Genomic DNA, 19,345 nt, shown 5'->3' on the forward strand with positions numbered 1-19,345 from the left:
TTAACATGTAACTTTTTAAAAAATAAGGCAATGATACAAGTTTCTATTTGTGCTTGTGTTGTTGCTTTTTTATTATACCCTATTTGTGTTATGATTTAGACTATTGATTAAACTATGAATATACAATTTTAGATTGTTTACATTTTACCCTATTTAATATTTTTGAGATGTAAGTCATATAAAAATGATGTAAAATAGAACTAATCAACAATGATTCATAACATAGTGTATAGAAAAGTAACGAGGTACATATTTAATTGTATTTAGTTATAATTTAGGAGTGAAAGTTTTGGACGTTATCAAGCAAATCCAACAGGCAATTGTATATATTGAAGATCATTTGCTAGAACCTTTACATTTGCAAGCACTTAGTGATTACGTTGGTCTTTCACCATTTCATATTGATCAATCATTTAAAATGATTGTAGGTCAATCGCCAACAGAATATGCAAGGTCAAGAAGATTGACTTTAGCTGCTCAAGACATTTTAAGTGGTTCAGCTCGCTTGGTAGATGTTGCAAAAAAGTATAGCTATAAAGATGCTAATGATTTTGCTAATGATTTTAGTGATTTTCATGGTGTTTCTCCTATTCAAGTCAATACAAAACGAGACGATTTAAAAATGCAACCAAGACTTTATATTAAACTTACTACTACAGAACGTGCGCCTTATACGTATAGTTTAGAAGATACACAAGGCTTATCTTTAGTGGGTTATGCTAAATTTTTGAATTCAGACGAGATTGACAACCCATTTAAAGTGCCTGATTTTTTAGAAGATTTATTAATTGACGATAAAGTTAAGGAATTACAACGATATAATGATACGAGTCCACATGAGTTATTTGTGGTTAATTGTCCACTTGATCATGGTATGGAAATTTTTGTTGGCGTGCCAAGTGAAAGATACCCAGCTCACCTTGAAAGTCGTTACTTACCTGAAAGACAATATGCTAAATTTAATTTGCAAGGTGAGATGGATTATGTCGTCAATGAAGCTTGGTATTATATTGAGACTAGCCTGCAGATGACTTTACCCTATGAACATAATAGTTTGTACGTTGAAGTTTATCCATTTGATATTTCATTCGATGATCCATTCACTAAAGTTCAATTATGGATGCCTGTTGATCAAGAGCAATATGACATACTTGAATAACAATACACAAAAATGCTTAAATAACAAAAAGCGAGTAAGCAAACTTATTATTAATTGAGTTGCTTACTCGCTATTTTGTGTTTGTAATACTATTTAATGTGGTAAATCGAAAATGTTTTATAATTTAATTACAAATGCTTCGTATGGTTGGATATTTTCAAAATCAATAGTATTGTTTTTATAGTTGTGTAGTAAGATATTTTCTTCTATCACATTCATATCAAAGTATAATTTAGCTTCTTGATTTGTTAAATTACCAACAATTAGTACACTTTGACCATCTAATTCTCGTGTATATGCAAATACTTGACTATTTTCTGAATCAACCAGATTAAACGTTCCATATGTAAAAATATCTTGAGATTTTTTTAATTTTATTAAAGCTTTATAGAAATTTAATATTGAATTTGGGTCTTGTTGTTGTTGTGCAACATTAATCGTTTTATAGTTTGGATTTACAGGGAACCAAGGCGTTACGTCTGAAAATCCTGCAAAGTTAGAACTATTCCATTGCATAGGCGTTCGTGAATTATCTCTATTTTCTTTTTTATGTTTATCTAAAAGTTTGGATACGTCGCCACCCTGCTGTTTGACAATTTGGTATTCATTGACTACTGCAACATCATTAAAAGTTTTAATATCATCAAATGGATAATTGGTCATACCAATTTCTTGACCTTGATAGATAAAGGGTGTACCTTGTTGTAAAAAATAAACGACTGCATGACTTGTAGCAGATTCAAACCAATAATGCGAATCATCTCCCCAAGTTGATACACGTCTTGGCTGATCATGATTTTCAATAAATAATGCATTCCAACCAACATTTTCAAGTTTTTTTTGCCATTCATTTAACACATTTTTATAGGCATTGACATCAAATTTAACATCACCTGAATTCCATAAACTTAAATGTTCGAATTGAAAAATCATATTGAACTTACCAGTTGACTCACCTACCCATGGTTCAGCATTATCTGGACTGACGCCGTTTGCTTCCCCTACAGTCATAATATCATAATGATTTAAAGATTTATCCTTCATTTCTTGTAACCAAGTTTGTATGCCAGGTTGATTCATATCCACTTCAAATGCTGGCGCATAATCTTTTCCTTCTGGTAGTTTTAAGTCACCAGCTTCAAATGTTTTTTTAATATGTGTTATTGCATCTACTCTAAAACCATCTATACCTTTATTAAACCACCAATTCATCATTTCAAAAATAGCATTTCTCACTTCTTTATTTTCCCAGTTTAAATCTGGTTGTTTTTTACTGAATAAATGAAAATAATATTGACCTGTATGTTCATCAAATTCCCATGTAGATCCATTAAATATACTTTCCCAATTATTTGGCTCTGAACCATCTGGTTTCGGATCTCTCCAGATATACCAGTCACGTTTAGGATTATCTTTACTTGATTTTGATTCTATAAACCACTGATGTTCATCTGATGTATGGTTTACGACTAAATCTAATATTAATTTCATATCTCTTTGATGTACTTCATATAGTAATTGATCAAAATCTTCCATAGTACCAAACTCATCCATAATATCTTTATAGTCGCTAATGTCATAACCATTATCATCATTTGGAGATTTATACATTGGGCTAAGCCAAATAACATCGATGCCTAAATCATCTAAGTAATCTAATTTTTCTATCACACCTTTTAAATCTCCGATACCATCGTTATTTGTATCATTAAAGCTTCTTGGATAAACCTGGTAAGCGATTGCTTCTTTCCACCATTCCCTGTTCATATAAATCCCCCTTCAAAAGTATTGAATTCGTTAAATCCGTTCATTATTAATATTTGAAGTGTTACCTATAAGTTGTATTGTCATAAAATATTTGCATGACAAGCAGTAGCGAATATTTCATTGTTATAGGTTAATACAATATTAAATATAAAAGAATTAATTACATATATTATTAGGTTAATTAATGTATGTATAAAAGTCAAAAGTTTAGCGTAATCGCTTCCAAATGAAACAGGTATGATATAAAAAAGATATTTAGTTTATACATATAGATTTCATTTTTAAAAATCAGCTAAACAATAACTTTATTTTTAAATTCGATTGAATAAGTAATTTTATTTATAGAAAAAACACTTCCGTATAAATTCATTTTATATTATGAATTTAGCGAAAGTGTTTATATTATAATTATGAACTTCACTATTTGAGGCCAATCCATCGTTAATTTTAATGACAATTAACAAGCTTTAGCTAGAATTACTTATGTTTTTGGTAATTTTTCAGTTCCATCTGAGATAATTATATTAGAACATGAATGTTATAAAACATCTAAATTATTCATCAATCCACTGTGTATGGAAAATACCAGAACGGTCTTTACGCTCATATGTGTGTGCACCAAAATAATCGCGTTGTGCTTGTATTAAGTTAGCTGGTAAATTTTCTGAACGATAACTGTCATAATAGTTAATACTTGCAGAAAAACCAGGTGTTGGTACGCCATTTTGTACGCCTGTTGCTACAACGTCACGTAAAGCATCTTGATAATTTGTAACGATGTCTTTGAAATAAGGATCTAATAGTAAGTTTTGTAATTCACTATCATTATCATACGCTTCTTTAATTTTTTGTAAGAATTGCGCACGGATTATACAACCTTCACGCCAGATCATAGCAAGCTCACCTAATTGAAGATTCCATGCATGGTCTTCACTAGCTTTTCTCATTTGAGCAAAACCTTGCGCGTAAGAACAGATTTTACTCATATAAAGTGCTTTGCGGATTTTTTCAAGGAATGCTTCTTTATCACCCTCAAATTTAGCACTAGGTCCATTTAATTGTTTAGAAGCATTTACACGTTCTTCTTTAATTGAAGAAATAAAACGAGCAAATACAGATTCAGTGATTATTGTTAAAGGTATTCCTAGTTCTAAAGCATTGATAGATGTCCATTTACCAGTACCTTTTTGGCCGGCTGTATCTAGTATTTGTTCAACTAATGGTCCATTTGTTTCATCATCTAATTTATTGAAAATATCACCAGTTATTTCTATTAAATAACTTGATAATTCCCCAGCATTCCAATCCTTAAATGTTTGAGCGATATCTTCATGTGACATACCTAGTAAGTCTTTCATCATTGCATAACTTTCTGCAATTAACTGCATGTCAGCATATTCTATACCATTATGGACCATTTTAACGTAATGTCCGGCACCATTTGGTCCGATATAGGCTACACATGGTGCGCCGTCTTTTGCTTTTGCTGATATAGCTTCTAATATATGACTCACTTTATTAAAAGCTGCTTCTTGTCCACCAGGCATAAGTGAAGGTCCTGTTAATGCACCAACTTCACCACCAGATACACCCATACCAATGAAATTAACACCACTTTCAGCGAGTGCTTTGTTTCGTCTGATTGTATCTTGATAATTAGTATTTCCACCATCAATTAAAATATCATCATCATCTAATAATGGTAAAAGCGTATCAATTGTTGCATCTGTAGCTGTTCCTGCTTTTACCATTAGTAGTATTTTACGGGGTTTTTCTAAGGAATTTACAAATTCTTCCATTGAATATGTTGGATGTATGTTTTTTCCTTCAGATTCTTTTACCATTTCATCTGTTTTTTCTGAAGAACGGTTAAAAACTGATACGCTGTATCCACGTGATTCAATATTCCAAGCAAGGTTTTTACCCATTACGGCTAAACCTACTACACCTATTTGTTGTGTCATTTAACTAACCTCTCTTATTAAAGTTTTCTAGTATATTGTATCACAAAGGTATCTTTATATTCACTTAATCAGTTTATAGATTGTTTAATAAGCACGTCGTTAATACTTAAAAGTTGACTAGCTAACTGATTTAAAGATTCAATTGAAATTCTTTCTTCTGTAGTGTGAATGTTTTCATAACCTACACCTAAAATGACTGTAGGTATTCCAAGTTGATTTATTATATTACCATCTGATCCACCACCAGCAATAACAGTATTTGCTTCTAAACCTAAAGCTAAAGCGCTAGATTTTGCTATAGAAGTTACCGCTGCATCATCAGAAATTTTAAATCCTGGATAACTTTTGATGATTTCTACTTCGGCATGACAATGATACCTTTTTGCTGTTGCTTCAAAAATAGATTTCATATGATTGACTTGTCTGACGATACTTTCTTCTGAATGTGAACGTGCTTCTGCATTTAATGTTACTTTTTCTGCCACAATATTGGTAGCAGAACCACCTTCAAAACGACCAATATTTGCAGTGGTATAGTCATCTATTCGACCTAAGTTCATTTCACTAATTGCTTTTGCAGCTACATTGATTGCGCTTATACCATAGTTAGGTGTGCTGGCGTGCGCTGTTTTTCCAAATATAGTCGCATTCAGTTTCATTTGAGTTGGCGCACCAACTACTGTTGTGCCAACTGGAACACTTGCATCAATTGCAAAACCATAACTCGCATCTAGTAAAGTTTTATCTATTGCTTTCGCCCCCTCTAAGCCAATTTCTTCACCAACAGTCAAAATAAATTGAATTTGACCATGAGGCAAATGTTGTTCATTAATAACATGGATAAATTCTATAATAGCTGCTAAGCCAGCCTTATCATCTGCACCTAAAATCGTAGTTCCATCTGAGTATATGTACCCATCATCTTTTACAGTTGGTGTGATTTTTTGACCTGGTACAACTGTATCCATATGACTTGTGAAATATATTTTTTCAAGATGTTCATAATTGGGCGTTGCCTTTAAGGTGCAAATTAAATTATTCGCACCTAAAGTATCATTTTCAATACTGACTTTATCTTCATAGATATCTATATTTTGCTGTTCCATTATTTTTTTAAGATGGTATTGGATATCCTGTTCATTGCCACTTTCAGAATCAATTTGAACGAGTTCTAAAAATGTCTCTAATAGACGTTGTTTATTTATCATATAAATCCCCTTTTCTATAATCACAATTTATTTTAGTTTACATAAGTTTAAAGCTTAGCAAAACAAATATGTTTATACGTATTCGTCTAGTTATGTTATAATATACATTGATAAAATAGTAGTGACTTGAAATATTGTGGATGAGTCACAGTACAATATTGCTTTTTAAAACGCATTTGATATATTTTGGAGGAATTAAGTTTGAATAACAATAAAGTGCTTAGATTTATAATTGTAGTTATGTTGATAGCAGTCGTACTTGCATTAATCTTGACGAGTATAGTTCCTTTAACAAATTAAAAAATGAAAATAAATATTAATTAAAATTGTGTCATGTATCATTTAGCGATGTAAATTATATTGCTTTATGGTACATTTTTTGTGCTTTTTTACATTAAAATGACCTAGGTAAAAGAAAGTGAGTGCGCCATTTCTTTTACCTAGGTTAAGGTGATTATTATTTATGCATATTATGAAAAAATTGTTGATTTTGTATCTTTATGTAATTTTAAGGATCCGAATTGTGATTTAACTTCTAAATATTCTTCTAATTCATTGAGTAATTGTTTAATGCTTGCTCTAGTTCTGAAAGAAGCATGTGAGTTTGGTAACTCTAATTGATCTAATTCTAATTTGATTTCATAAAGAGAATGCAAGCGTAAGGCAGTATAATCATTGCTATTTACGTTTTGAGCTACCTCTAAAAACAAACTGCTGATTTTATCTAATAACGTGTCTTTTGTTTCAATGTTTTGTATCATTTTAGACATTCTTTCTAATAATTCTAACTGAGCTTCTCTCATATCAAAATAATGATAGTAAGAATTTTCATTACGTACAAAATGATTTTTAACATCTCTAAATGCAATTGATTTTGCTTTTTGTATCGTAAGTTGTAATTGATTGAATGACATATCTAAAGAAGGGTTAGGTGCTTTGCAAGTAGTACTGAATGTTTCAAAGATTTTTGTGAATTGATTTTCTATTTCCTCTTTATATTGTTTTAGTTTAAAGTCTAAACTAGGCATGATTAAATTCATTAAAAATGCAATACCAAGACCAACGATTAACAATAAAATTTCATTGATAAACAAGTGTATGTCAATGACTTTAGCATTAAATACATGCAGCAAAATAACACAACTTGTAACTACTCCCTCTTGTACTTTAAAAACAACAGTGAGCGGTATAAATAAAAGTACGATCACACCTAAAATAATCGCGCTTTGACCAAAATAACTGAAAGCTATTGAGCCAATCACAAGGATTAATATACAAGAAACAAATCTAGATATTATCGCTTGTAGTGAATGCACTTTTGTATGTTTAATACAAAGCACCACTAAAATGGCACTAGAAGCAAAATTATCTAACCCCATTAATTTAGCAATGATAATTCCTAGTGCCATACCTACAGCAGTTTTAATTGTTCTAAATCCGATTCGATATGGATTTAATCGCATCATCGATGTTAACCTCTATCTTTCATCACAATAAGTATCAAATAAATTTTGTAATTGATTAATAACATCCATCACATCGTGGCCTTCGATTTGATGGCGTTCTATCATTTGTGTGATTTCACCATTTTTTATTAATGCAAATGATGGGCTTGATGGTGCATATCCTTTAAAATAATCTCTTGCTTGTTGAGTTGCTTCTTTATCTTGTCCAGCAAACACTGTTACAAGTCTGTCTGGTAATTTATCATAATGTAATGCATGCGTAGCTGCTGGTCTAGCAATACCACCGGCACAACCACAAACTGAGTTAACCATTACTAGTGATGTGCCTTCTTGATTTAAGACTTTATCAACTTCATCAGCTGTCGTTAATTGTTCATAACCTGCTTCTTCGATTTCATTTCTTGCTTGGCTTACTACATCATTCATATATAAATCAAAATTTAAATCCATATTCAAATCACCTTTCGTTATCAATTTATTAATTTCATTTTACTAATATATAGACAATAGTTCAACATGTGTGTTTAATCTGACAACAAGTTCGTTAATCATGGAACCTTCAATAATAAAGTTTTTAAAATAAAAAAGTTAGAAATCAAAATAATGAAATTTGATTTCTAACTTACTATTTATCACATTTAATAGTATTTACCGATATTACAAAACTAATAAATACTTGTGTTTTCTATAGAATATTGCTCGATTCTCGTTTTGACGAAATTCATAAATCTACCTGCTTGCAAGCCATCTAATATACGATGGTCGATAGAAATACATAAATTAACCATATGTCTAATTGCAATCATATCATCAATAACGACAGGTTTTTTGATAATAGATTCAATTTGAAGTATTGCTGCTTCAGGGTGATTGATAATTCCCATAGATGATACTGAACCAAATGTACCAGTATTATTGACTGTAAAAGTACCACCTTGCATATCTTCAGATCTTAATTTTTTATTACGTGCTTTTTGAGCTAAATCATTAATTTCTCTAGCAATGCCTTTTAAAGATTTTTCATCAGCATTTTTGATTACTGGAACATATAATTTCTCTTCATCAGCTACTGCAATTGAAATATTAACATCTTTATGCATTACTATTTCAGAATTTTGCCAGCTGCTATTTAGTAAAGGATATGCTTTTAAGCCTTCTGCTACTGCTTTTACAAAGAATGCAAAATAAGTAAGGTTATAACCTTCATTTTCTTTAAAACTATTTTTATGATAATTTCTTGTTTTAACTAGATTTGTAGCATCTGCCTCTACCATCATCCAAGCATGTGGGATTTCATTAACACTGTTGACCATATTTTCAGCAATTTGCTTACGAACGCCATTTACTGGTATTGCTGAACCCGGAGAGGGTTCATTATATTGCACTTGCTTATTGACTTTAGGTGAGTCTTTAGGCGCGATGATTTCTGAACCTAATTTATGGGTACCTTCTTTGATTGCTTTCTCTATGTCCTTTTTAGTTACTCTTCCTTCAAAGCCAGTTCCTTTAACTTGTGAAAGGTCAATTTGATGTTCAGACGCTAGTTTAAATACTACAGGTGAAAAACGTCCATTATTTTGAGGGCGCTGATCAGCTGCAGCGTTTTCGCTATTGTTTACATTTGAGTTACTCCCTTGAGTTTGTGATGTTTCTTTTACATCTTCAGGTTGGTCATTTGTAGCACCGTTATCGGTATTTTCATCTGATACATCTTCTTCAGTATCTAAGTAACAAATTACTTCACCTACTTCAACTGTTGTACCTTCCTCCACAATAATTTCACGGATTGTACCTGCAAATGATGATGGCACTTCTGCTGTAACTTTATCAGTTATGACTTCACAAAGTGGGTCATATTCTTCTATTTTATCGCCTACTGAAACAAGCCATTGTTCAATTGTTCCTTCATGTACACTTTCACCGAGTTTAGGCATTTTAATTTCCATGGTTGTGCCTCCTTAAAATTCTGCGAGTTCACGCATTTTGTTTTTTATTTTTTCTGGATTTATCATAAACTCATCTTCAAGCGTCGGTGCAAATGGCATTGATGGAACATCTGGCCCGGCAAGTCTCATAATCGGTGCATCAAGGTCAAATAAACAGTTTTCTGAAATAATAGCGGCTACTTCAGAAATAATACTTCCTTCTAAATTATCCTCAGTAACTAATAATATTTTACCTGTTTGTTTCGCGCGTTCAATAATTGTATCTTTATCTAATGGATACACGGTACGTAAATCTACAACTTCAACATTGATGCCTTCTTCCATTAACATATCAGCAGCTTGTATACAATAATTGACACATAAGCCATAGGTAAATACTGTAATGTCATCTCCTTCACGTTTTACATCAGCTTTACCAATTGGCACCGTATAATATGACTCAGGTACTTCTTCTTTTAATAAACGATATGCTTTTTTATGTTCAAAGTATAGGACTGGGTCATTAGATTCGATTGAAGCAAGTAATAGCCCCTTTGCATCATAAGGTGAAGAAGGTATGACTATTGTTAGACCAGGTGTTGATGCAAAAATAGATTCTACACTTTGAGAATGGTATAAAGCGCCATGAATTCCACCGCCAAATGGAGAACGAATGGTTAATGGACAGTGCCAATCATTATTTGAGCGATATCTCATCTTAGCAGCTTCACTCATAATTTGGTTGGTAGCAGGTAAAATGTATTCTGCAAATTGTATTTCTGCCACTGGTCTTTTACCCATCATTGCTGCTCCTATACCAGTTCCCACAATGTTAGATTCAGCTAATGGCGTGTCTAACACACGTGCTTCCCCATATTTTTGTTGTAATCCTAGAGTAACACCAAAGACGCCACCTTTTTTACCTACATCTTCACCCAATACAAAAACATCATTGTCTTTTTCCATTGCTTGGTCTAGACCTTGATGAATCGCTTCTAAATAAGATAATTTAGCCATTATTTAAGCTCCCTTCTTCGTAGACATGTGTGTAAGTTTCTTCTGGTGATGGATAAGGTGCTTTTTCAGCTTCTTTTGTAGCTTGATTAACAATTTCTTTATGTTCTTTTTCTATTTCATCCAACCACTGTTCATCAATAATTCCTTCTTCTAATAAGAAAGATTTGAATTTTTGATTACAATCCAATGATTTTAATCCTTCACGTTCTTCTTGTGAACGATATTTATCATCATCATCAGAAGAATGCGCAGTCAAACGTGTACACATCGCTTCAATTAAAGTTGAACCTTCGCCACTCAATGCACGCTCACGAGCCTCTTTCATAACTTTATATACTGCAATAGGATCATTGCCATCTACTTGTTCACCATGTATACCATATCCAATAGCACGATCAGATAATTTTTCAGCACCATATTGCAATGAGTCAGGTACAGAAATAGCATATTTATTATTTTCTATAACGCAAATAAAAGGTAATTTATGTACACCAGCGAAGTTTAAACCTTCATGGAAATCTCCTTGGTTAGAACTTCCTTCACCTACAGTAGTTATTGCAATATTTTGTTTACTGTCCATTTTTAAAGCTAGTGCAGCACCAACTGCATGTAATATTTGTGTAGCAACTGGTGAACCTTGAGATAGAATTCCTTTTTCTTTTTTACTAAAATGAGATGGCATTTGTTTGCCGCCAGAACTGATATCATCACGTTTACCAAAAGCAGCTAACATTGAATCAAGTGGCGTCATACCTAAATATGTAACAAGTGCAAGATCTCTATAATAAGGTGATGAAATATCCCCTTCTTGCATTGCGAATGCCATACCTATTTGTGTAGCTTCTTGTCCCTGACAGCTTATTACAAAAGGTATTTTACCTGCACGATTAAGTAGCCACATGCGCTCATCAATTTTTCGGCCTAAATCCATCCATTTATACATAGATTTTAATTCAGAAGTATCAAGACCTACTGATTTATAATCAAACATTTTGTATCCTCCTTAATTAAACGTGAATCGATCTATTTTCGACTTTTAATCCTAATTCCATCAGCACTTCTGAAAGTGACGGATGTGCATGTGTAGTTAACCCTAATTCCAATGTTGAACCATTCATAAATTGAAATAATGATAATTCATTAATGAGATCAGTTACGTGGGGGCCAATCATATTTATACCTAGGACGTTATCGTTTTCTTGATCAATTACAATTTCACAAAAACCATTCAAATTTTTTGTATTTTCAATGACTGCTTTTCCAATTGCCTTAAATGGAACTTTAAATGTTTTTGTTTTGAATCCTTCCTCATTCGCTAATTCTTTATTTTGACCAATACTTGCAACTTCTGGTTGTGTATAGACACATTTTGGCATTTTATTATAGTCTACTGAGATTGGTGTAGCATCAAACATATGCTCAATGGCTGTTATGCCTTCTTTAGATCCAACATGTGCGAGTTGTAATTTACCTATACAATCTCCAGCAGCATAGATATGTTTGTCTTCTGTTTGTTGATATTCATTTACGACTATATGGTCTTTATCCGTCAGTTTTATTTTTGTGTTGTTTAATCCAATATCTGTTGTATTTGGTTTACGACCTATGGCTACTAATAATTTATCAAAAACGAATAATTCTTCCTCGATTTGAATTTCAATACTGTTATCTTTAGTAGAAACATGTTCTTCAGATAGTTGGACATCTACATAAAAATTAACGCCACGTTGTTCTAAATCATTTTGCAACGCTTTTGCTATTGATTTACTTTCAGTAGGCAAAATACGTGGTCCTGCTTCGATAACAGAAACTTCTACACCTAAGTCCACCATTAAAGATGCAAATTCTAAACCAATTACTCCGCCTCCTATGATAGCAAGTGTTTGCGGTAATTTATCTAACTTCAAAATATCATCACTAGATAACACAGTGTTGCCATCAAAAGATAAAAAAGGCAAGGGCATTGGAGATGATCCTGTACAAATTAATACATTATTATTTGGAATTAATTCTGATTCACCATCATCATATTCTACTGAAATAGTGCCACTTTGAGGTGAGAAAATAGATGGACCTAATATTCGTCCGATACCATTAAACACATCTATTTTATTATGTTTCATAAGTTGTTCAACACCGTTAAACATTTGTTGGACTACTTCATTTTTACGCGTTTGCATTCTTGAAAAATTTAACTTAAATGCATCAATATCTACACCAAATTCACTTGAATTTGTAACTGTTCTTAATACTTCAGCGGATTTTAAGAGCGCTTTTGTTGGTATACATCCTTTATGTAGGCAAGTACCTCCTAAAAGTGACTTTTCTACAAGCGCAACTTTTTTACCTAATTGAGATGCTCTTATTGCTGATACATACCCAGCTGTTCCTCCACCTAAAATTACTAGATCATATTTTTCATCTGCCATATTTTTGCTCCTAACTGCAATCTTAGTATTATGTCAAAAATCATATTTAAACATTAAATTCGTATAGTATTTAAAATTCAATCTATAGTTTACAGTTTAATATTTATTTGAAAGAACATTGATAAAAGAATTGTATAGCAAGTTTAAAGTATTTAACAAACTGAATTGTTTAATGTTAATTAATTTAAACATACGAATAAAATCACCTTTGAATTTTAAAAGTGATTTCAATACAAATTTTTGAAATTTACTAAAATAACTTCATTTCATTAATTTTTAAAAACGAATACTTTCAGTAAAATGTTTAAATAATGAAATATGAATAGATACTATTATTACAATAAGTCTTATATAGAAAATCGTTACTTACTTTACATAAACAAGTGCAACAGCATTTAAATTTTCTATTAATTGATATCCTTTACTATCTTACATCAAAATTCAGTATTATAAAATTAATAACCTAAATAATAGTGTAAAAATTCAAATTTATTTAGTGGGTAAATTTATTTTGTGTTTTCAAAGCAAGTAATAAGGAGTTTAACTTATTTTGCTTACTTTCTGCCCTTGACGTGAAAACAATTGGGAATTTTGCGCCGAGTAACAAACTGGAAACAGAAGCATTTCCAAAATGAGTTAAAGATTTTAATAATGCACTCCCAACATCTATATTTGAAACGATAAGTGCATCAACATCACCAGCAATACTAGATGTGTAATTTTTTTCAATCGCTCTTTTTTTACTGATTGCATAATCAAATAGAATTGGTCCATCTACTTTTACATATACATCCGAAGTTCGATTGAAAATATTTTTTAATTTTTCAGCATCAATAGATGATGGTATCTTTTTAGACGCATATTCGACTGCAGATAATAATCCAATATTAAATTTATCGTAACCTAATGTATTACTAAATGTAGTTAGATTTTTAATGATTTGCTTTTTTTCTTCTATCGTAGGTGCCACATTATATGCTACATCACTAATCATTAAAGTTTTATGGTAATTAGGTATACTAAAACACGCAACATGGTTTAAAAACCCATATTGGTCTATAAAATTTTTATTGCTTAAAATAAAAGAAATCATTGATGTGGCTTTCATTTTTCCTTTCATTAAAACAGTCACTTTGCCCTGCGATAAATCTTCTGCGCATTGCTTAAGTAATTGATAATCACTTGAAAATGTTAGCACATGAATCCTATTTAGGATTTGAGGTTCTAAATCAAAAGAACGAATGATTTCCGTAGTGTCTTGGGTATCATAAATAAAAATGTCTATGTTAGTTAATTTTAAAGCCTTAACTAGTACTGATATCATTTTTTCGTCATTTGCATATAAAACGGCTACATTTCCATTCATTGTTTCACATGGTTCAACTAAATGTTGGAATCGCATAAAATCAACATCCTTCACTGATTATTTATCTAACCCAGCTAGCACTTGTATTAACAATAGTGAATATAGATTTTTATTTTAAATTGTGGTTCTGCTCTATCATTTCTTTCGCATTTTGTCTGGTTAATTCTGTCACAGTAGCACCAGAAATCATTCTTGCTACTTCATCAATACGTTCTTCTCCAGTCAATTCTTTAACTTGTGTTGTTGTTCGTTCATCATTAGAATTTTTACTAATAAATAAATGGTGGTCACTCATGGACGCAACTTGTGGTAGATGTGATATACATATCACTTGTATGTGTTCAGCCAATCCTTTCATTTTCTCTGCCATCTTTTGAGCAGCTTTACCAGATACACCAGAATCTACTTCATCAAATAAAATTGCTGTCTGGCCTCTTGTTTTTACAAAGATAGTTTTTAGCGCCAACATAATTCTTGATAATTCTCCTCCAGAAGCAATCTTATTTAAGCTCTTTAAAGGTTCGCCTTTATTTGGACTGATTAAAAATTCCACAAATTCTATTCCTTCTCGGTTCGGTTTATCTAAAGGTTTAAATGAAATTTCTAAATTAGCATCGTTCATCTGAAGATTTTGAATTTCATCTACAATATGATTACGCAAAGATTGTGCAACATTTCTTCTTTCTTGCGATAACTTTTCTCCTAGTTCCATAACATTTTTATATAAATCATCGATTTCTTGACGTAATTGAGCAGTACTTTCTTCATAATTTTCAATCTTATTAATTTCGTCAGCCATTTTATCTTGATACATAATTAGTTCATTAATATCTTTACCATATTTACGTTTCAAACTATTTAATAAATTCATTCTAGATTCTAATTCATTTAAATATTGTTCATCAAATTCTGTATTCGTTAAATCATCGTACAATTGATGTTTAGCATCCTCAAGCGTGTAATAAAATTGGTCGACATCTTCTTTTAGTTCATCATATTTATCAGGTAAAATTTCACTAATTGATTGTAACTGATTACTCAATTCGTATAAACGATCTGTAATAGCATGCTCATCTGTCAACGTGACGTGTGCATTGTTTAAGGCTAAACTGAGACTTTCTGAATTTTGAATACGTTTGATATCGCTCTCAAGTTGAGGGACTTCGTTTTCAATAAGATTCGCTTCTTGTAATTCTTCATATTGAAATTTTAACAAGTCTAACCGTTGTAATAACGCTTGATCGGCTGACTCTAAATCTGCTAATTCTTTTTTCTTAGCGCTGTATTTATCAAAAGTATCAACATACGATTCAAGCAGTGATTTATATGTATTTTCGGCATAATTATCTAATAAATGTAAATGATATTTTTGCTTTAATAATGTTTGTGTTTCATGTTGCCCATGTATATCTAATAATTCTTGCATTATTTTTCTCAAATCTTGTAAAGTAACTGTTTGATTATTAACTCTACAAATACTCTTACCTGAGCTAAATATTTCCCTTTTTACTAATAAAAAGTCTTCATCGATATCGATAGATAAATCATGAAGTATTGAAATGGCTTCTTTACTATTATCTATATCAAAAATTCCTTCAATAACAGCTTTTTTTTCACCATGTCTCACATAGTTTGATGAAGCACGCATACCAATTAATTGACCAATCGCGTCTATAATAATTGATTTACCAGCACCTGTTTCGCCACTCAAAACAGTTAAGCCATCACCAAAGTTTACTTCTAATTCATCTATAATAGCGAATTGTTTAATTGATAAGGTTTGTAGCATTTATAATCACTTCCTTATACTTATAATAAATTAAAGATACGTGTTTTAATTTTTTCGCTGGCTGATTCATCTCTGCATATAATTAAACATGTATCATCACCACAAATTGTGCCCAACACTTCATCCCAGTCTATTTGATCTAAAATTGCCCCAATTGATTGAGCGTTACCAGGTAAGGTCTTAAGTACTAAAAGGTTTCCAGTACCATCAATATTTACAAATGAATCCATTAAATAACGACCAAGTTTTTCTAAAGGATGATATTTTCTGTCATTAGGTAAACTATAAACATATTGACCAGAAGGTGTAGGGACCTTTATTAACTGTAATTCTTTAATGTCGCGAGAAACAGTTGCTTGGGTAACATTTAACTCATATTCATTTAAACGCTTTACCAGTTCATCTTGGGTTTCAATTTTTTCATTAGATATAATTTCTCTTATTTTAATATGTCTTACTGATTTTTTTGCCATGTATAGCACCTCTGTAAACGAATATTTATACAATGATTTTAACACATGGACAATGATACTACTACTAAAGTTAATTTAACAGAAATACTTTTATTGACTGTTGTGTATACTGACTGTCTATTTTCGAAGTGAATTAAAAATAAGCCATAATTAAATTTTGAATCACTTATACCGATACTATTTTAGTAACAAATGAATATTTATTTATAAAATTATAAATTTTTATAAATAAAAAATCACGCTACGAAAAGTAGCATGATTTAGCATAATTTAATGGTAGAAATTTTATAAAATCTGTAAAAACAGAATCTACGTCTGATTATGATTCTCTATAATTGAATAATTCTACGATATATTTTAGATTACTTGTGTCATATTGTTCAGGTAAACGAGCTAAACACGCATATGCAGATTCAGTATGTGATTTTAGCTTATCTTCTGCCCCGTTTTGACCTAATAATGAGACGTAAGTGCTTTTATCATTTTCAAGATCACTACCTGTAGATTTACCTAGTTTCGCTTCGTCTCCATAAATGTCTAATAAATCATCTTTTATTTGGAACATTAATCCTAAATGTTCACTAAATTTTTCTAATAAATTAGCTACACTTGGTTCAGCCTCGGCAATATCAACAGCTGCCATTACTGCAAATTTTAATAGCGCACCTGTCTTAGCTTGATGGATATGTTCTAAAGTATTTAGGTCTACCGCAGATCCTTCACCTTCACTTTGCATATCGAGTGTTTGACCACCTACCATACCTAAATGTCCACTTGCAGATGATAAGCGTTTAATCAGTTTTATTTTGGTATTATCTTTCAGCTTGTCGTCGTTAATAATGATATCAAATGCTTTAGTGAGTAATGCATCACCAGCTAGTATTGCTTTCCATTCACCGTAGACTTTATGATTTGTCAATTTACCTCTTCGATAATCATCATCATCCATTGCAGGCAAATCATCATGAATAAGAGAATACGTATGTACCATTTCTAACCCAAGTGCTGAAGCGTAACCAAGTTTATAATCCGATGCTAGCATTTCCAATGTTAATAAAAGTAAAACAGGTCTAATTCGTTTGCCGCCTGCTTCTAACGAATATCTCATGCTATGTTCTAAATCTGTATTCAGTGATGAATTCGGAATTGAATTTTGTAATAATTCATTAATTTCGTCAGTTAAATTGTCTATTTTATGATTCATCATGATTTTCTTCCTTTTCAGTTTCTTCATCGCCTTCAACATTTTCTTCAGACATCAATTCGTTCACTTTTTTTTCAGCATTTTTCAATGTTTCATCACAATTTGCTGATAATGTCATACCTCTTTGGTATAAGTTTAAAGATTCTTCTAAAGAAACATTTTCATTATCTAGTTTTTGAACTATACTTTCTAATTCTTTCATCATTTCTTCAAAACTTTGTGATTTATTCGTCATCATTACACCTTACTTTCATAACTTGTGCATCAACAGAACCGTCTTTCATCGTTAATACAATATTATCATTTTCAGCTAAATCGCTAGTACTAGTAACTATTTTATCTTGCTTGTTCACAATTGTATAACCACGTAACATTGTATTGGTTGGACTAAGATTATTCAAATTCTCTATTTTATTAGTTAAATTATTTCTTTGTTTTACAATAAGATGATTCATTAATTTTACAAGATTCGTTTGTTTTTGATTGATAGTTGCTTGTTCTCTCTGAATATTTTGTTTGAAATGTTTTAAGTTGAAACTTTGTTTTATTAACTCTAGCTTTTGCTTATGTTGATTAACTTTAAAAGTAATAGCTAAATTAAGCTGTTTTTCTAAGTCATCCCGTTTTTGAATCTGTTGATCATATAACAAGGTTGGTGTTTTAAATTTGTAATATGAAGCAACGTGTTCTAAATACTGCTTTTGATGTTGAATCTGTTGTTTCATAAACCTGGTTAAAGAAAGTTTTTGTTGTTGAATATATTGCCTCAATTCATATTGATCAGGTGTTGCCATCACTGCTGCTTGTGTAGGTGTAGCAGCACGTGCATCTGCTACAAAATCACTAAGCGTAAAGTCTGTTTCGTGGCCTACTGCTGATATGATTGGCGTTTCACACGCATAAATCGCTTTGACAACATCTTCTTCGTTGAAGTTCCATAAATCTTCTATAGAACCACCACCACGACCAATGATTATAGTATCTACATTTAAATCATCAGCTTGTTTTATTTTTTCAATGATATCATACTTAGCCTGCTCACCTTGTACTAAAGTGTTGATTTGTATTTGTTCAACTAAAGGATATCGACTATTAATAGTAGTATGGATATCTCTAATCGCTGCACCCGTGCCTGCAGTCAGCACAGCGATTTTTTTAGGAAACTTAGGAATAATCTTTTTATGGTTTTGATCAAAATAACCATCTTTAGTTAATTTCTTTTTTAACTGTTCTAATTTTTGATATAAATTACCAATACCATCTATATGCATTTTATTAACATAAATTTGATAATTACCACGTCTTTCATATACAGAAACACGTGCTTCTAACAAAACTTCATCACCCTCTTTAGGTTCGAAGTCAATTTTTGAAGCATTTCCTTTAAACATCATTGCACTGATGACACTATTTTTATCTTTAACATTAAAATAGAGATGACCACTACTATGTTTTTTAAAGTTAGAAAGTTCACCTTTAAGCAAGACAGTCTGTAAGTGCGGATCTTGATCAAATTTATATTTAATATATTTAGTTAAAGCTGAAACGCTTAAATAATCTGACATATTATATCACTCT

At 31.3% G+C, this 19,345-nt stretch carries 17 protein-coding genes; 2 read left to right on the forward strand and 15 right to left on the reverse strand.

What is annotated here, in order from left to right:
- Positions 1-289: 289 nt before the first annotated feature.
- Positions 290-1,159 carry an AraC family transcriptional regulator gene (locus KA883_RS01280; RefSeq protein WP_210139822.1) on the forward strand — a complete coding sequence of 290 codons (870 nt, stop codon included), beginning with the start codon at positions 290-292 and terminating at the stop codon, positions 1,157-1,159.
- Between the two features lie 117 nt (positions 1,160-1,276).
- Here KA883_RS01280 and KA883_RS01285 read toward each other — a convergent pair whose 3' ends face one another.
- From KA883_RS01285 to KA883_RS01295, 3 genes are all read right to left on the reverse strand, one after another.
- Complete coding sequence (locus tag KA883_RS01285; protein ID WP_046208202.1) at positions 1,277-2,926, reverse strand: glycoside hydrolase family 13 protein; 1,650 nt, start codon at positions 2,924-2,926, stop codon at positions 1,277-1,279.
- 554 nt (positions 2,927-3,480) lie between these two features.
- Positions 3,481-4,890, reverse strand: a complete 1,410-nt coding sequence (gene gndA, locus KA883_RS01290) for an NADP-dependent phosphogluconate dehydrogenase (protein WP_046208201.1) — start codon at positions 4,888-4,890, stop codon at positions 3,481-3,483.
- A gap of 68 nt (positions 4,891-4,958) precedes the next feature.
- A complete protein-coding gene (locus tag KA883_RS01295) occupies positions 4,959-6,098 on the reverse strand; it encodes a M20/M25/M40 family metallo-hydrolase (protein ID WP_046208200.1) in 1,140 nt (379 codons plus the stop codon).
- A gap of 201 nt (positions 6,099-6,299) precedes the next feature.
- Here KA883_RS01295 and prli42 point away from each other — a divergent pair, with 201 nt between their 5' ends.
- Positions 6,300-6,398: a stressosome-associated protein Prli42 gene (prli42, locus tag KA883_RS01300; protein ID WP_150822912.1), complete on the forward strand. Its 99-nt coding sequence runs from the start codon at positions 6,300-6,302 to the stop codon at positions 6,396-6,398.
- Between the two features lie 170 nt (positions 6,399-6,568).
- On the opposite strand, the gene KA883_RS01305 is transcribed toward prli42, so the two are convergent.
- From KA883_RS01305 to xseA, 12 genes are all read right to left on the reverse strand, one after another.
- Positions 6,569-7,564 (reverse strand): aromatic acid exporter family protein, encoded by a 996-nt coding sequence (locus tag KA883_RS01305; protein ID WP_046208199.1) that lies wholly within the window; start codon positions 7,562-7,564, stop codon positions 6,569-6,571.
- 12 nt (positions 7,565-7,576) lie between these two features.
- Entirely contained in the window at positions 7,577-8,014 is a 438-nt protein-coding gene (gene brxB / locus KA883_RS01310; RefSeq protein ID WP_046208198.1) for a bacilliredoxin BrxB, read from the reverse strand.
- 215 nt (positions 8,015-8,229) lie between these two features.
- A complete protein-coding gene (locus KA883_RS01315; RefSeq protein WP_046208197.1) occupies positions 8,230-9,510 on the reverse strand; it encodes a dihydrolipoamide acetyltransferase family protein in 1,281 nt (426 codons plus the stop codon).
- A 12-nt stretch (positions 9,511-9,522) separates the two neighbouring features.
- On the reverse strand, positions 9,523-10,506 hold the full coding sequence (locus tag KA883_RS01320; protein WP_046208196.1) for an alpha-ketoacid dehydrogenase subunit beta: 984 nt from the start codon (positions 10,504-10,506) through the stop codon (positions 9,523-9,525).
- Positions 10,499-11,497, reverse strand: a complete 999-nt coding sequence (locus tag KA883_RS01325) for a thiamine pyrophosphate-dependent dehydrogenase E1 component subunit alpha (protein WP_046208195.1) — start codon at positions 11,495-11,497, stop codon at positions 10,499-10,501. Before KA883_RS01325 ends, KA883_RS01320 begins: the two co-directional genes overlap by 8 nt.
- Positions 11,498-11,513: 16 nt before the next feature.
- A complete protein-coding gene (gene lpdA, locus KA883_RS01330) occupies positions 11,514-12,935 on the reverse strand; it encodes a dihydrolipoyl dehydrogenase (RefSeq protein ID WP_046208194.1) in 1,422 nt (473 codons plus the stop codon).
- Between the two features lie 493 nt (positions 12,936-13,428).
- Positions 13,429-14,337, reverse strand: coding sequence for a phosphate acyltransferase (locus tag KA883_RS01335; RefSeq protein ID WP_046208193.1), 909 nt, complete (start codon positions 14,335-14,337; stop codon positions 13,429-13,431).
- A gap of 73 nt (positions 14,338-14,410) precedes the next feature.
- The gene (gene recN / locus KA883_RS01340) at positions 14,411-16,090 is read right to left on the reverse strand and encodes a DNA repair protein RecN (RefSeq protein WP_073341972.1); all 1,680 of its coding nucleotides are present in this window, start codon (positions 16,088-16,090) and stop codon (positions 14,411-14,413) included.
- A 20-nt stretch (positions 16,091-16,110) separates the two neighbouring features.
- Positions 16,111-16,563, reverse strand: coding sequence for a transcriptional regulator AhrC/ArgR (gene ahrC, locus KA883_RS01345; protein ID WP_019468379.1), 453 nt, complete (start codon positions 16,561-16,563; stop codon positions 16,111-16,113).
- A gap of 319 nt (positions 16,564-16,882) precedes the next feature.
- Positions 16,883-17,770: a polyprenyl synthetase family protein gene (locus tag KA883_RS01350; protein WP_046208191.1), complete on the reverse strand. Its 888-nt coding sequence runs from the start codon at positions 17,768-17,770 to the stop codon at positions 16,883-16,885.
- Positions 17,757-18,002 (reverse strand): exodeoxyribonuclease VII small subunit, encoded by a 246-nt coding sequence (locus KA883_RS01355; RefSeq protein WP_103161483.1) that lies wholly within the window; start codon positions 18,000-18,002, stop codon positions 17,757-17,759. The genes KA883_RS01350 and KA883_RS01355 overlap by 14 nt, the downstream gene beginning before the upstream one ends.
- Positions 17,992-19,332, reverse strand: a complete 1,341-nt coding sequence (gene xseA, locus KA883_RS01360; RefSeq protein ID WP_046208189.1) for an exodeoxyribonuclease VII large subunit — start codon at positions 19,330-19,332, stop codon at positions 17,992-17,994. The genes KA883_RS01355 and xseA overlap by 11 nt, the downstream gene beginning before the upstream one ends.
- Between the last annotated feature and the right edge of the window lie 13 nt (positions 19,333-19,345).

The organism is Staphylococcus sp. GDY8P54P (assembly GCF_017892645.1).
Classification (GTDB): Bacteria; Bacillota; Bacilli; order Staphylococcales; family Staphylococcaceae; genus Staphylococcus; species Staphylococcus ureilyticus.